Consider the following 14,979-nt stretch of genomic DNA (forward strand, 5'->3'; position numbering starts at 1 on the left):
AATCCAGAGTACCATACACGCGGATGATCGGCCCGATTTTACCAAGATCGGCAAACTACGGCCGGTTTGCGGCATTCGGGAAGTCTCAAATTGTCAGTGACGGGCGGGAGGTCCGTTGCGGCGCAGAAGCGTAACGTCACTTCCATTAAACGCACATTCGCGCATTGGGGTGTACCCCAGCTTGTTCGCCAATTTTTGCGAAGCAGTGTTCGCGGAATTCACCATCGCGACCAACGGACCAGGCATAATCCGGTCAAACCAATCATGTGCGGCCTGTGCTGCTTCCAGCCCCAATCCCTGCCCTTGCGCTTCGGGGACCAGAATCCATCCTGCCTCGGGGAAATTGTCGAAATCTTCGCCAACAGAACGGTTGCCGTAAAAGAACCCCGCCTGTCCGATCATCTGGCGATTCGACTGCTGGAGCACGGCCCATTGCCCAAACCCGGCCATTTGCCAGTGTCCCGCATTGCGAAGGAACGAATCCCACGCTTCGCCGCGCGACCGCGGCTTGCCGCCGATATGCCGCACGATGCATGGGTTACGCCAAATCTCGGCGAACCGGTTGAAATCCTCTGGCCGCATGCCGCACAGCGTCAAACGGGCCGTATTGATCATCGGGGTGGATCGTATCATGCCCTGCCCGCTCTGAATTATGTGCCTCGGGTTAAAATGTTGCGAACGAATACGGCACCTTTCAAGCCAGAATTGGACAAGGCACAAAAAAAACGGCGCTTCCGTTGCCCGGAAGCGCCGCTTTTTGATGATTTCGAAGCTCTTAGGAAGCTTCCGAGATGAATTTGACGGCGTCGCCAAATGTCTGGATGGTCTCGGCTGCGTCATCGGGGATTTCGATGCCGAACTCTTCTTCGAAGGCCATAACCAGCTCAACAGTGTCCAGGCTGTCTGCGCCCAGATCGTCGATGAAGGACGCGTTTTCGGTCACTTTGTCTTCTTCAACACCCAGGTGCTCAACAACGATCTTTTTAACGCGATCTGCGACGTCGCTCATGTCTATTCCTCATTCCGTTTTCAGGGCCTAGTGCCCGGTTCTGCCCTTGCCCGCTCAGGCTGGCTTTGATTTGCCCGGTGCGGGCGGTTGGGTCCCGGATGACCGGGAAAGTAGAAGGCCGACCATTTGGTCGACCCCAGCATTTATGCGCCGCCTATAGCATAGACAACGCGCGAGGCAAACGCTTTCGCATCTGCCCCTGTCCGCGCTCACAACATGGCCATACCGCCGTTAACATGCAAGGTGGTTCCGGTAACATATCCGGCTTCGGGGCTGGCAAGATACAGAACCGCCGCCGCAATTTCCGATGCATCACCCATACGACCAGCGGGAACCTGCCCCAAAATGCCCGATTTCTGATCGTCGGTCAGCTTGTCGGTCATTGCGGTGGTAATGAAACCCGGAGCAACCGCGTTTGCCGTGATCCCGCGGCTGGCAACTTCATAGGCCAGGGATTTGGTCATGCCGACCATACCGGCTTTGGACGCTGCATAGTTTGCCTGACCGGGGTTCCCGGTGGCACCGACGACGGACGAGATGTTGATGATCCGCCCCCAACGCGCCTTCATCATGCCCCGCAGGACGCCTTTGCACAGCTTGGCGGTCGAGGTCATGTTCACGTCGATCACGCTCTGCCATTCTTCGTCAGACATGCGCATGAACAGGTTGTCACGCGTGATCCCGGCGTTGTTGACCAGAATATCAACTGAGCCCATCGCCTCGGCCGCCTGCTTTGGCAGCGCCGCAACGGCCTCACCGTCGCTCAGGTTGCACGGCAGGACATGCGCCCGCTCACCCAGCTCGGCGGCCAGTGCCTCGAGCGGTTCGACACGTGTGCCGGACAGCGCAACCGTGGCACCAGCGCCATGCAGAGCGCGTGCAATCTCGCCACCAATCCCGCCGGACGCACCGGTGATCAGCGCATTCTTACCTGTCAAATCAAACATTCGATCTTCCTTTTACAGCGCAACTTGCATCGCACATTGTTCTTATGATTCGCTCTTAACCACATTCTGCACGTCATCCGGCGTGCCAACAGCCTTGCCAGCAATCGCGCGGTCGATCTTGCGGATCATCCCCGAAAGCGCCTTACCTGCGCCGATCTCCCACGTCTCGGTCACGCCCTGAGCCGCCATGTACTGCACGCTCTCGCGCCAGCGTACAGAACCAGTAACCTGCTCGACCAGCAGCTGACGGATCAGATCCGGATCGCTGACGGCTTCTGCGCGAACGTTTGCAATCAGCGGAACCGCCGGGGCCTTGATTTCCACCGCAGCCAGCGCTTCGGCCATCACATCCGCAGCAGGCTGCATAAGTGCACAATGGAACGGGGCGCTAACAGGCAACATCACAGCGCGCTTTGCACCTTTTTCCTTGGCAATCTCGGCCGCACGTTCCACAGCCGCCTTTGCGCCGGAAACAACAACCTGCGTAGGATCGTTGTCGTTCGCGGCCTGACAGATCTCACCTTGCGCGGCCTCGTCCGCAACACCACGAACAGCCTCAAGGTCCAACCCCAGAATGGCAGCCATTGCGCCTTCGCCAACTGGCACAGCGCTCTGCATCGCTTGACCACGGGTGCGCAGCAGGCGCGCCGTATCAGCAACCGATAACGCTCCAGCAGCGGCCAAAGCAGAATATTCACCCAGAGAGTGCCCGGCCACAAATGCCGCATCCGTCACAGACACGCCCTCGGCCTCCAAGGCACGCATCGCTGCCATGGAAGTGGCCATCAGGGCGGGCTGCGCATTTTGCGTCAGCGTTAGTTCTGCAATGTCGCCTTCCCAGATCAGGTTGCTCAGCTTTTCACCCAGCGCTTCATCGACCTCGTCGAAAACAGCCTGTGCAGCCGGGTAAGCCTCGGCCAGTGCCTTGCCCATACCGATGGTCTGGGCGCCCTGCCCCGGAAAAACGAACGCGCGTGTCATTACAACCTCTTGGATGACGTTAGGTTGCGATGGGGTGTAAACCGAGTGAACGAGCGGCACAAGCTCTGCATCCTGACACGCATTCTGTGCGCAAGCTGCTATTGTGTCATCCCGCGTTGCATTTAGGGTGGCCTTAGCAAACAGATCGGAGTCGCAAACCAATGCCCCTTGCCAACACCGCCCAAAGCTATGGAGGCGTTTCGAAAACCTTCCACTGGCTGACGGCCTTGCTTATTCTGACGGCCCTTCCGATTGGATGGTTTGCAAACCAATTGGCACACGCGATCGAAGACCCGGCTATTCCAACGACGCCGGAAGACCTGCAACAGGCGGCCCAGTTATTTTCGCTGCACAAGACTATCGGTGTCACCGTCTTCTTCGTGGCACTTGCCCGTATCTTATGGGCGATCAGCCAACCCAAACCTGGGTTGCTCAATGCTGAAAACAAACCCGAGGCGTTTGCTGCCGAGACCGTCCATTGGCTGTTATATGGCTCGTTGGTTCTGGTTCCCCTGACAGGTTGGATCCACCATGCGGCCACCGAAGGTTTTGCGCCGATCCTTTGGCCGTTCGGGCAGAACCTGCCATTTGTACCCAAATCCCCCGCGCTGGCCGAAGCGAGCGGCGGTCTGCACTTTGTGCTGATGCTGGTGCTGCTGGGTGCCTTATTGTTGCATATCGTCGGGGCGCTCAAGCACCACGTGATCGACAAAGACAGCACCCTGCGCCGCATGTTGCCCGGTAGGGTTGAGCTGCCGGAACCGCCACAGCAATGGCACTCACCCGTCCCCGTCATCGCTGCGGTGGCCGTCTGGGCCGTCGCACTTGGCATCGGCTGGTTCGACGGGGCCTACTCAGCGCATCCGACCGGAGATCATGTTTCTGCCGAACTGGAAGCCGTTCAATCCGACTGGCAAGTCCAGGAAGGTTCGCTGACGATCACGATCACTCAATTGGGCAGCCCTGTCAGCGGCGCGTTTTCCGACTGGACCGCAGCAATTACATTCGACGAACCAGCAGAACCGGGACCAGCCGGCGAAGTTGATGTAACAATCGCCATCGGCTCGTTGACCCTTGGCACCGTGACGCAGCAAGCTATGGGGTCTGACTTCTTTGACAGCGCCCAGTTCCCGACCGCAAATTTCAACGCTGAACTGTTTAAGACCGATCTGGCCTATGAGGCGCGCGGAGCTTTGACCATCCGGGACAAAACCCTGGACGTTGTCCTGCCATTCGAGCTGGACTTGCAGGACGGCACGGCAAAAATGCAGGGAGAGTTGAAGGTGAACCGTCTGGATTATGACGTTGGCACGTCGCAGCCGACAGAAGACTCGCTAGCCTTTGCCGTCAAAGTCGCCGTTGAACTGACGGCTACCCAAGCCAAATAGAGACAGCCGAACAAAAAAACCGCCGGGGCCTGACGGTCCCGGCGGTTTCTTTTTGATTATCAGGTCGGCTTATTCGGCTTTCTGTGCCTCAACCGAGATCCGAACTTCGACCTCGTCGCTGACAAACGGCGCAAACTGGCCCAGATCGAATTCGCTGCGGACCAGCGTGGTGGTCGCATCAAAACCGGCCCAGGGTTTACCAGCCATCGGATGCTCGCCAACCTGGTTCAGCTTAGCGTCTAGAACGACGGACTTCGTCACGCCGTTCATGGTCAGATCGCCGGTGATGTTCGCGGTGTTGTCGCCGGTGACTTCGATACCGGTCGATGTGAACGTAATCAGGTCGCCCTCGGCCACGCCAAAGAAATCTTCGGTCATGAAGTGATCTTCGCGCGGCTTCCAGCCGGTGATCATTTCGACGACAGGCATAGAAACAGACACGCTGGATTCCGCCGGGTTTTCTTGATCGAACATGATCTCGCCTTCAAAGCCCGAGAACATGCCATAGGTGGTCGAGAAACCAAGGTGGTTGTAGTTGAAGACAACCTGGCTGTGGCTGGGGTCCAGAACGTATTTCTCGGCGCTTGCAAATGCCGAGGTCGCCGATACGGCCAGTGCAGCAGCAAGAAGGGTGGATTTCATGACAATCTCCAAAAATGTTGTGAGTGCAAACCAGTTGGAATGCTCAACAACAAAAATGTGCCGCCCTAGGGCGGCACACAAGACTTATTCTCTAACAATTTCTGTTCCTAAATGAACAGAAGTGAAAATCAGGCAAAGATCGTTACACTTCCGCTCAATTGGCCCTTCAGCGCTCGGCCAACATCCGCCGATTGCAGCGGCAGTTTCATCAGCAGGCTACCGTCCACGTCGTAGAGTTCGACCTGATCATCGTCAAAACGCGCACCACCCAAGGTGTCATAGCTGCGGCGCAGGACCGTCTGAGGACGACCGTTTTCATTCTTTTGCAGAACACGAACTTCACGACGGATCGGATCAAAATAAGCATCGGGGCGCGCATCGAGCACTTGGATCGTCAGCAGGCTGACACCGATCAGTAAGAACGTTAGCGACGCGGCCAGTTTGATCGGCCAAACCTCGGTCGCCATCACGGCGCCCGACATCAGCCACATGGAAAACGCCACAACGATCAGGAACGCACCCGCGACACGTGCCAGAATGGTTCTGGCCCTCCAGTTTGGCGCAAATGCGATAAGAACTGGAACCGATTGATCATAGGTCGTGCTGGTCGCAGACTTCTCGAAGGTATTCGTGTTCATCGCGGTCATTTCTCTGTACCCTAGTTCAGGTTGCCGTCTTAGGTTCGGTCTGTCCGGTTAGTCCCCGGTATGCAAAACAACTTTGAGCCGAAAAGCGTCAGGAATTGGGCAGCGCAAAGGAAATAGCGCGACTTCACCAAGGCATGTGTGACGGCCCTTGCCCCCTGTGCGCAATCGTGTATATGGGGCCATCCTTCGCAAATCATGTGAATCGCGCAGCCTCTCGTGGCAGGGTCGCGAAGGAAAAAATGGCCCCGCCTATGAAATGCGCCTTGATATAAACAGGAGTGCACATGCCACTGTATGAGCATGTAATGATCGCGCGTCAGGACCTGTCCAACGCGCAGGCAGAAAGCCTCGTCGAACATTTCGGCACCGTTCTGGCTGACAACGGCGGCAACGTCGTCGAAAGCGAGTACTGGGGCGTCAAGACGATGGCCTACAAGATCAACAAGAACCGCAAGGGTCACTATTCCTTCCTGAAGACTGACGCCCCCGCTGGCGCCGTTCAGGAAATGGAACGCCTGATGCGCCTGCATGATGACGTTATGCGCGTTCTGACCATCAAGGTCGACGAGCATGCCGAGGGCCCCTCGGTCCAGATGCAGAAGCGCGACGAGCGCGAAGGCCGCCGCGAGCGCCGCTGATCAACGCCTGACGAAAGGACATATACCATGGCCGCAAAACCATTTTTCCGCCGCCGCAAGGTCTGCCCGTTCTCGGGCGACAACGCGCCGAAGATCGACTACAAAGACACCCGTCTGCTGCAGCGCTACATCTCTGAGCGTGGCAAGATCGTTCCTTCGCGCATCACCGCCGTTTCGGCGAAAAAGCAGCGTGAACTGGCCCGTGCTATCAAGCGCGCCCGCTTCCTCGCCCTGCTGCCCTACGCCGTGAAGTAAGGAGAGACTGATATGCAAGTTATCCTTCTGGAACGCGTTGCCAAACTGGGTCAAATGGGCGACGTCGTTGACGTCAAGCCTGGCTACGCCCGCAACTTCCTGCTGCCCCAAGGCAAAGCGCTGAGCGCGTCCGAGTCGAACATCGCCTCGTTCGAAGCCCAGAAAGCGCAGCTTGAAGCGCGCAACCTGGAAACCAAGAAAGAAGCTGAAGCGCTGGCTGAAAAGCTGGACGGTCAGCAGTTCATCGTGATCCGCTCGGCATCTGATGCCGGTGCTCTGTACGGTTCGGTCACCCCGCGTGATGCCGCAGACGCCGCAACCGAAGCAGGCTTCACCGTCGACAAAAAGCAGATTGCACTTATCGCTCCGATCAAAGAGCTGGGTCTGCACTCGCTGGCAGTCAAACTGCACCCCGAGGTCGAAGTCGAAATCAAGATGAACGTTGCCCGCTCGGAAGAAGAAGCCGAACTGCAGGCATCGGGCAAATCGATCCAGGAACTGGCAGCCGAAGAAGAGGCCGCCGCTGAATTCGAAATCGCCGAACTGTTCGACGATATCGGTTCTGCAGCTTCCGACGACGAAGAGTTGGTTGCCGAAGAAGCGCCGGCTGAAGAAGACGAAGCCAAAGCCTAATCTGGCCGTATTCGTGCCAATAATTGGCCGCGCCGCAAGGCGCGGCCTTTTTTATTTGGTCAGGGAATCACAGGACGGAACAGCGTCAGGCGCTACCAAGAATTTGGATGGAAATTGTGCTATCCTAATATCGCGCGGCCCCTGCCGCCCTGCCGCATTTTTTTTGAAGTATATTTTATTATCAATTGCGTGATCGCACATCTGGGCGGACCGCGATCCGACAGGAGAAACCACCATGGCATCTTTGTGCGACTACATCGTCGTGAATGACGGTTCCTTTTCATTAAACCCCGGTGAAAGCCAGACCTTCAGCGATCCCATCCCGTCAAACCTGATAATCGGCACCAACCGCGCCAAGCCCATCCTTGCTTTCAAAGCTTGGGCAACGCCGTCCGGAGGGGCCTTTCAGATTGAGATAAACGATACCTTCATTTACGGACCGTCAATGTCTGGCGGCGACATTCGTGGATTGTGGGAGGCCTTCCCAGGCACCGTCCTCAATCCGGGGATCAACAACACCGTTCAGTTCCGCGCAACTGAAAACAAAATTTGGTTTTCCGATATCATTTTGTGGTTCCAAGTCGAAGTATAACACGGCCCTATTCCGACCAGACCAGCGTGCAACACTTTGGTGTCGATATCTGACGCAACGACCCGGCATAAATCAGCGTGGAGGCTGTCTGACAGCTTGCGGTTGTGTCCGGCGGAACTATCATGCGCCCGACCCCATCGGAGACCACACATGCCTCAATACACGCGCCGCCTCTTAGTTCTTGCACTCCTTGGCGCTCCAGCACTGGCTGCCTGCGGCGGCCTGGATGGCGGAAAAAGCTCACGTGGTGCCCCCTTTGATCCGCCGCTATATCCCAACGAGACTCCAGAATTGCGTGCGTCGATCAACAAGTGGGCTGACCACTATGAACTGCCACGTGAACTGGTGCACAAGCTCGCCATACGGGAAAGCACCCACCGCCCCTGGGCCGTTAACAGCCCCTATTACGGTTTGCTACAGATCCTGCCCGCGACAGCACGATCGATGGGATACAAAGGGAACGCAAAGGGCTTGTTGGACGCAGATACCAATCTGGAATTCGCCGGAAAATACCTGCGTGGTGCGTGGCTATTGTCCGACGGAGACCAGAAGCGGGCCATCTTCCTGTATGCCAAAGGTTACTATCCCGAGGCAAAGGCCGCTGGAATGTTGGTTGAGACTGGTCTGCGACCAGAGTGACGTGAGGTAAAGTAAAAGTTTGTCATTGTAGCAAAGGCTGTAATAATGACCAATAGAATCACTAAGGTAATCTGTTGCCATAACCACGCATTATGCCTAAACGTTATGCACAATTAGCTTGCGTCGGGCACAGGATTTGACGCAACGTACTGGGTGAAATGGACAGATATGGCATTTCTTTGGGGAAAGAATTGCCGCCGCAAGGGTTGGACAGGTGAAACTTATAGACTTGGCCGCGATCGACCACGAGGAAAAGTCGGCAGCCGACATCATTAATGCTGTCTGCGAAGAGCTGGGTTTTGACTATGCGTCTTACGCCACATTTAACCCTGTAAAGGGCGACGTTCAGGGGTATGCCAATTACCCGGACGAATGGAAGATTCACTATGGAAGCCAGGGCTTCCACCATTTCGACCCGACTTTGTATCAATCTGCGCTCAGCATCGCTCCGGTGGATTGGGGGCGGTTCGATCACGACGAAAAATTCCATTCGGTTTTCCGGGATGCGCATGATTTTGGCATTACTTCCCGAGGCTTAACCATACCAGTACGTGGCCCCTACGGAGAATGCGGCCTGCTTAATGTGACCCGGGATTGCTCGGACTCCGAGTGGGAGAAGTTGAAAAAACACGTCATGGGGGACCTGCAGATGGCTGCAGTAACGGCACATGATACTGTGATGCAGTCTGGTCTGTTGGCCAAGGCGCTGTATCTCCCTGCCCTTTCGACGCGTGAACAAGAGATCCTGCAGTGGGTCGCGGATGGAAAATCGCAGCAGGACATCGGTGACATCCTGTCAATTTCACACCGCACAGTCGAAGTTCACATGCGGTCTGGGCGTGAAAAACTGGGTGCGTTGACCACTCCGCAAGCCATTGGAAGAGCTATAGGACTTGGCATTATTGCCCCAGGATAATCAAAAAAGATAAAAAATACGGGAAACCCCCAATAGTCTTAGCTCAATTCTTAGTTAACGTCTTCCTTACGGTAACCAGACTGTAGGGGGATGGAAATGATCATCGTAATTGATGGTATTAACCAGAATAAGTTTACGCATGTCTTGGATGAGATGTACAAACTGCGCGCGCGCGTTTTCGGCGATCGCCTTGGTTGGGATGTAAATATCGTGGATGGGCGTGAACGCGACCATTTTGACGACCTTCATCCTGCACATGTAGTCAGCATCAACGACGAGGGGGACGTTGTTGGATGCATGAGGCTACTGCAAACGACCGGGCCACATATGCTGTCCGACGTTTTTCATTCAATTCTGGACGGCGAACCGCCGATCCGCAGCGCTCAGGTTTGGGAAGCAACGCGGTTTTGCGTCGACACCAAAAAGCTGGGTCGAGGTCGTGGGGAAAACTCTGTGTCCTATGTCACCAGCGAAGTCATGATCGGCTCGTTCGAATACGCCAAGATGGCGGGTGTTTTGGACTCGATCGCCGTGATCGACCCGGTGATGAACCGCGTCCTGCAACGGTCCGGTAACGCACCTTACGACTATCTTGGCACACCCAAGCCAATGGGCAAGGTCGTAGCCATGGCGGCATTGATGGACTGTTCGGATGAACGGATCAATGGAATTCGAGACTACGCAGCGATTGAGCACGATGTCTTCCTGACCGACGAGCAGGCCCTTGAACTAGTCGAAGGCGCGAAGACAAAGGCCAAGCCAAGTGCTGCAAACTACGACCACCAGCCACTGACCCAGTTGGAAAAATACTTTGTCGAACAGATGAGTTCGGCAACATCGAAAGCCGAAGTCGAGTCAGTGCTGAAACTGATCGAAGCGCTTTCGGACCGCTTTACGCCAGAGCAGAAGACCGCTCTGCTAAGAACCCCCCGTGCTTTTGCTCATGAGGCCTGACCCCCTCACCTCATAAGTTAAAGCCACCCAAGCGGAGCCGTCTTATTTTGGACGGCTCCGTATTTTTTTGCGCCCATGGGGATGGGCGGAAGAGGATTACTCCTCTTCCAGTGCCTCTACGGCTTTCTGCAGATCGTCTTTGCTGACTTCTTTGTCCGCGACCTGAGCCAGTTCGAACACATAGTCGACGACTTTGTCTTCGAAGATCGGTGCACGCAGCTGCTGCTGCATCTGTGCATTCTGCTGAACGAACTCAAAGAACTGACGTTCCTGACCCGGGTACTGACGTGCCTGGTTCATGATCGCCTGAGTCATTTCAGAATCGGTGACCTCAACTTCGGCCTTCTGGCCCAGTTCAGCCAGCAGCAGGCCCAGTCGCACGCGGCGCTCGGCCAGTTTGTTGTGCTCGTCTGTGGGCTCGATCTCGGCGTGGTCATGGCCTTCCACTTCCGGGTTCTCTTCGTGCCACAGCTGGTGGGCGATTTGCTTGGCTTCAGCTTCGACCAGCGAAGGCGGCAGATCGAACGAAACCTTCTTGTCCAGTGCGTCCAGCAGGCCACGCTTCATGACGGCGCGCGATGCACCTGCGTACTCGGCTTCCAGACGCTCGGCGATTTGGCTTTTCAATGCCGCCAGATCCTCTGCACCGAACTTGGTGGCCAGCTCGTCGTTTACTTCCGCAGCAACCGGTTCCTTCACCTCTTTGATGGTGCATGTGAAGACAGCGTCTTTACCAGCCAGATGCTCGGCACCGTATTCCTCGGGGAACTTGACGTTGACGTCTTTTTCTTCTTCGGCCTTCACGCCAACCAGCTGCTCTTCGAAGCCGGGGATGAAGCTGTTGGAGCCCAGAACCAGCGGGTAGTCTTCAGCCGAACCGCCTTCGAACTCTTCGCCGTCAACCTTGCCAACAAAGTCGATCACAACCTGATCACCGTCCTTGGCTTTGGAACCTTTGCGGCGCGCTTTGAAGTCCTGTGCGGTTTCTGCCAGGTTGTTCAGCGCTTCTTCGACGGCTGCGTCGTCGGCTTTGACGACCAGCTTTTCCAGCTCGACCGATTTCAGGTCAACTTCGGGGATCGCGGGCAGTGCCTCGTAGGACATTGCAACCTCGACATCATCGCCTTCTTTCCAGTCCTCGTTGGTCATCTTGACCTCGGGCTGCAGCGCAGGGCGCTCACCGCTGTCTTCAAAGTGCTTGTTCATCGCGCCGTCGATGCTTTCCTGCATCGCTTCGCCCAACAGGCGTTGGCCAAACTGCTTTTTCAGCAGCGCCATCGGCACTTTGCCTTTGCGGAAACCTTTCATTTCGATTTCCGGCTGCGCTTCGACCAGTTTCTCGTTAACTTTGTCGTCCAGCTCGGCTGCGGATACGACGATATTGTAGCCGCGTTTCAGACCTTCGTTCAGCGTCTCGGTAACCTGCATTATGGTAGTCCCCATAGGATTCGGGGCGCGCAAAACGGCGCGCCGGGCAAATTTGACGCCTTCTATTTGCCCAGCCGCCTACGTGCAAGGGGCAATGGCCGAATCCACCTTGTTTTGCCGCCGATTTGAACAAAAAAAACGCCCCGGCAAGACCGGGGCGCATGACGTTTTAGTAGAAACGTTGTCAGAACTTCCAGAGCGCACCCAGCACCCAGGCTTCGTTCTTGTCAAAGTCGACCGTATCGTCGAAATCGTGGTTGCGGTATTTCAAGTAGGCATCGGTGTTGATCGCATCGATCCGCTGAACAACGGCAATACCCCAGGACTTGGTGCTGGATCCCTGATTTTCGAAATCAGAACCGTCGAAATAGTCGACACCAACGCCAGTTTTGCCCCAGGAAACCCAATCTCCTTCATAGGCAAGCTTTGTGTACCAGTAATCCGGATCGCTTGCGCCAGCCGAAGTATCGTCTCGCGTCCCAAGGGCCGCGGTAAAGCTGAACCCGCTTGGCAACAAGACCGAGGCAGACCCGATCGTATCCTTACGTTCGCCGGGTTGGCCGTCGAAATCCCTAACCGCGTACGCAACACTGGCTGCAAATTCGACGCCATTTGTGAATGTGTTCCGATACCTGACTGCGATATCGTAATAGTCATCGTCATCACTGCTGGACAGGATGTTCTGACCATACGCGACCGCCGCCGTGAAACCATTGAAATCAGGTGTGTCGTAGCGCACCCTACCCCGGCGCGCGCCATCAAAGTTGCTAGACGAGTCACCAACAGTGATGTCGCTCAGCACACCATCGGCGCCGCGATAGAAAAATGCGCCGTTTTCGTCATTCGTGAACGAATACAAAGCTGTCCCGACATACGACAGATCCGTCTCGGCGGCCCCATCCGATGCCATACTACCCTGACCGGCAGAGAACTTACCGTATCCGCCTTTTAGCGAGAAATCGACATGGCGGATGTCTTCGCGGCTCCAACCGCTTGTATTGGTGCCATTCTGGTTTGCTGAGGCCGTACTCGGCAGCCCCAACCCAGTCTCAAACCGGAACATGAACTCGTTGCTGCCGTAGGGCTGTATGACGCGCAAACCCACGCGGCTGTTGGACAGATCATTGTCCAGCAAACGGGTCTCTGTCTCTTGACCGTCATCGACCGATACGATCACCGGGTCGAATTGACCATACAGTTCTACAGAACCGCCGCTGTTGTTTTCGTACTTCAGATCAGCAGCCGCAGGGATCGCCGTGGTCATCGCCAGAACGGCGGCAACCGAGGAGAGTTTCAATTTCACTGTCATTTTATTCACCATGAACATTTCGTTTGTGGATTCCGTCAAAAATGAAAACCGATGTGACGGTCCACTCCGCAAAGAACCGTGTTTTTCGCCTTTTGGATTTCTGCCTTACGGCTCAAATCGGCAGAAAGAAAATTTTAATCATATCAAAGATTTGACCACCAAGTCTTCACAGGCTCGGGAATCTGGGTACAAGTCTGCCACTCTGCCAGAGGTCTTTCAAAAGGAATGACATGCACTGATGCATATACGTGCGGCCATTTCTTGCCGAACGCTGGATAAAGCGGCCAATTTTCGCCCATGCGTCATTTAGCCAAACTCTGAAAAACCGCAGGTAATTGCTCGGGTAAGTCCTCGGCTATCAGCCCGGGGCCAAATTGGCGCGCGCATTCAACATGCAGCCAGGCTGCCGTTTCCGCTGCCTGCATTGGGGCGAACCCTCGTGCCAGCAACCCGGTGATAAACCCAGCGAGCACATCACCAGAACCAGCCGTCGCCAACCACGGTGCCGAACGCTCATAATCGGCCGAATTTATTGCGCATCGTCCGTCCGGTGCAGCAATCACCGTATCTGCCCCTTTGAACAGAACCACGCACCCTGCCCGTTTGGCCGCCTCACGTGTCGCGTCGACCTTGGAATAGGCCGGGCCTTTGGTCGGAATTGCTTTCAGTTTTTCAGCAATATCGGGGAACAACCGGGCGAACTCTCCCCCGTGCGGGGTCAAGACGCAATTCTCATGCAGTTGCTCGAACAGGGTCGCGGGATCATCGGCAAAAGCCGTCAACGCATCCGCATCCAGCACGGTTGATCGACCCTCTTCCAAAGCTACTGGCACCAAATCGCGGGCACGCTTTAGTCCCAATCCCGGACCAAGGCACATGGCATTCAGTCGCTTATCTTTTAAGGCTTCAGCCAGCGCGTCAGCATCCTCGGCCCGCTGCAACATAATGGCCGTCACCTGCGCCGCGACTTCCATCTGCGCGGACGGAGGAACGCCCAGAGTTACGAGCCCTGCCCCGATCCGCAGAGCTCCGCGTGCCGCCAACCGAGCCGCTCCGGTTTTAGCGGGACCACCAGATAGGATCAGCGCATGGCCATGAGAGTATTTGTGATCCCCCGTATACTTTGCCGGGAATAGCCCCTTCTCAGAAGTCAATTGAACGGTTTGATTGTATTTTTTTTGCTTAAGCCCAATTTGCTTGGTCCGAACCATTCCGCAGCTTGCTGGTCCATCGTTGATCATATGACCGATTTTCTTGTCATGAAAAGTAACAGTGAGATCAGCGACGATGACATTCCCAAGAATGCACCCACTGTCGGAGCACAACCCACTGGGAACATCAATTGAAACTACCCGAACGTTGTTTTTTTGCAGCAAGCTCCTTGCCGGCTCCAGTGTCACAAGTGAAAAGACCCCACCGAACGGGCGCGTCAGACCAGTTCCGAACAACCCGTCAATTATCAAGTCTGTAGTGGGCGGAATCCGAAACGTATCATCTACCAATGTAGGCGGATCAATTCTTCGAATATTGACTTGGCCTTTGCCTTCCCATCGCTCGAAATTCGTACGAGCATCGGGCGGCAGCTTTTCCGGGTCCCCATACAAAAAGACCTCGACTTCCCAGCCCCACTCTTTCAACAGCCGCGCAACGACGAACCCATCACCACCATTATTGCCGGGACCGCACAAAACCACGGCAGTACCAGACGTTTTTGACAGTTCAGGCCACTCCTCGAAAATCGCCTCGACGACCCCGCGACCGGCCCGCTCCATCAGCTCCAGACCAGTCACCTGACCGGCCTCAATCGCTGCCTGCTCAATTGCTCGCATCTGCGCCGCTGTCAGCAATTTCGTCATCTCAAATCCCTTGGCGATTCAATTTCGCTTACTTTTTGTGCAAGTCGATCAAAAATTGACCTGACGCCCATTTTCTCAGCGCCTCGTGCGGGCCGATATCGCAATCACATTGCCGCCCGAATTTAGACGTGGTCAGTGCCTGACT

17 protein-coding genes are annotated in these 14,979 nt (G+C 55.7%); 8 read left to right on the top strand and 9 right to left on the bottom strand.

The genetic code is table 11. The features are described from left to right. Window positions 1–93 precede the first annotated feature (93 nt). From GOW16_RS10485 to fabD, 4 genes are all read right to left on the bottom strand, one after another. On the bottom strand, window positions 94–633 hold the full coding sequence (locus GOW16_RS10485) for a GNAT family N-acetyltransferase (protein ID WP_170414337.1): 540 nt from the start codon (window positions 631–633) through the stop codon (window positions 94–96). Between the two features lie 142 nt (window positions 634–775). Continuing rightward, on the bottom strand, window positions 776–1,009 hold the full coding sequence (locus GOW16_RS10490; protein ID WP_005982462.1) for an acyl carrier protein: 234 nt from the start codon (window positions 1,007–1,009) through the stop codon (window positions 776–778). A 209-nt stretch (window positions 1,010–1,218) separates the two neighbouring features. Next, entirely contained in the window at window positions 1,219–1,956 is a 738-nt protein-coding gene (gene fabG, locus GOW16_RS10495; RefSeq protein ID WP_170414340.1) for a 3-oxoacyl-[acyl-carrier-protein] reductase, read from the bottom strand. Between the two features lie 42 nt (window positions 1,957–1,998). After that, window positions 1,999–2,937, bottom strand: a complete 939-nt coding sequence (gene fabD / locus GOW16_RS10500; protein WP_170414343.1) for an ACP S-malonyltransferase — start codon at window positions 2,935–2,937, stop codon at window positions 1,999–2,001. A gap of 161 nt (window positions 2,938–3,098) precedes the next feature. Here fabD and GOW16_RS10505 point away from each other — a divergent pair, with 161 nt between their 5' ends. Next, window positions 3,099–4,325, top strand: a complete 1,227-nt coding sequence (locus GOW16_RS10505) for a cytochrome b/b6 domain-containing protein (RefSeq protein ID WP_170414346.1) — start codon at window positions 3,099–3,101, stop codon at window positions 4,323–4,325. Window positions 4,326–4,394: 69 nt separating this feature from the next. On the opposite strand, the gene GOW16_RS10510 is transcribed toward GOW16_RS10505, so the two are convergent. Together GOW16_RS10510 and GOW16_RS10515 are read right to left on the bottom strand one after the other, a co-directional pair. Beyond that, a complete protein-coding gene (locus GOW16_RS10510; RefSeq protein WP_170414349.1) occupies window positions 4,395–4,967 on the bottom strand; it encodes a YceI family protein in 573 nt (190 codons plus the stop codon). A 128-nt stretch (window positions 4,968–5,095) separates the two neighbouring features. Then, a complete protein-coding gene (locus tag GOW16_RS10515; RefSeq protein WP_170414351.1) occupies window positions 5,096–5,614 on the bottom strand; it encodes a hypothetical protein in 519 nt (172 codons plus the stop codon). Window positions 5,615–5,898: 284 nt separating this feature from the next. On the opposite strand from GOW16_RS10515, the gene rpsF reads away from it, so the two are divergent. The 7 genes from rpsF (at window position 5,899) to GOW16_RS10550 (ending at window position 10,241) form a co-directional block, all read left to right on the top strand. Beyond that, window positions 5,899–6,252 carry a 30S ribosomal protein S6 gene (gene rpsF / locus GOW16_RS10520; RefSeq protein ID WP_170349078.1) on the top strand — a complete coding sequence of 118 codons (354 nt, stop codon included), beginning with the start codon at window positions 5,899–5,901 and terminating at the stop codon, window positions 6,250–6,252. A 27-nt stretch (window positions 6,253–6,279) separates the two neighbouring features. Beyond that, window positions 6,280–6,507, top strand: a complete 228-nt coding sequence (gene rpsR, locus GOW16_RS10525; RefSeq protein ID WP_005982441.1) for a 30S ribosomal protein S18 — start codon at window positions 6,280–6,282, stop codon at window positions 6,505–6,507. Between the two features lie 12 nt (window positions 6,508–6,519). Then, window positions 6,520–7,140 carry a 50S ribosomal protein L9 gene (gene rplI / locus GOW16_RS10530; RefSeq protein ID WP_170414354.1) on the top strand — a complete coding sequence of 207 codons (621 nt, stop codon included), beginning with the start codon at window positions 6,520–6,522 and terminating at the stop codon, window positions 7,138–7,140. A 235-nt stretch (window positions 7,141–7,375) separates the two neighbouring features. Further along, window positions 7,376–7,732 (top strand): hypothetical protein, encoded by a 357-nt coding sequence (locus GOW16_RS10535; protein ID WP_170414357.1) that lies wholly within the window; start codon window positions 7,376–7,378, stop codon window positions 7,730–7,732. Between the two features lie 150 nt (window positions 7,733–7,882). Further along, window positions 7,883–8,371 (top strand): lytic transglycosylase domain-containing protein, encoded by a 489-nt coding sequence (locus GOW16_RS10540; protein WP_170414360.1) that lies wholly within the window; start codon window positions 7,883–7,885, stop codon window positions 8,369–8,371. Between the two features lie 214 nt (window positions 8,372–8,585). Further along, window positions 8,586–9,287, top strand: a complete 702-nt coding sequence (locus GOW16_RS10545) for a LuxR family transcriptional regulator (RefSeq protein WP_170414363.1) — start codon at window positions 8,586–8,588, stop codon at window positions 9,285–9,287. Window positions 9,288–9,383: 96 nt separating this feature from the next. After that, window positions 9,384–10,241, top strand: coding sequence for an acyl-homoserine-lactone synthase (locus GOW16_RS10550; RefSeq protein ID WP_170414366.1), 858 nt, complete (start codon window positions 9,384–9,386; stop codon window positions 10,239–10,241). A 96-nt stretch (window positions 10,242–10,337) separates the two neighbouring features. On the opposite strand, the gene tig is transcribed toward GOW16_RS10550, so the two are convergent. The 3 genes from tig to GOW16_RS10565 form a co-directional block, all read right to left on the bottom strand. Beyond that, window positions 10,338–11,669 (bottom strand): trigger factor, encoded by a 1,332-nt coding sequence (gene tig / locus GOW16_RS10555; protein ID WP_170414369.1) that lies wholly within the window; start codon window positions 11,667–11,669, stop codon window positions 10,338–10,340. Window positions 11,670–11,853: 184 nt separating this feature from the next. Further along, window positions 11,854–12,978 carry a porin gene (locus GOW16_RS10560; RefSeq protein WP_170414372.1) on the bottom strand — a complete coding sequence of 375 codons (1,125 nt, stop codon included), beginning with the start codon at window positions 12,976–12,978 and terminating at the stop codon, window positions 11,854–11,856. 302 nt (window positions 12,979–13,280) lie between these two features. Then, window positions 13,281–14,834, bottom strand: coding sequence for an NAD(P)H-hydrate dehydratase (locus tag GOW16_RS10565; protein ID WP_170414374.1), 1,554 nt, complete (start codon window positions 14,832–14,834; stop codon window positions 13,281–13,283). Window positions 14,835–14,979: the final 145 nt, after the last annotated feature.

Source organism: Ruegeria atlantica (genome assembly GCF_013033965.1).
Classification (GTDB): Bacteria; Pseudomonadota; Alphaproteobacteria; order Rhodobacterales; family Rhodobacteraceae; genus Ruegeria; species Ruegeria atlantica_D.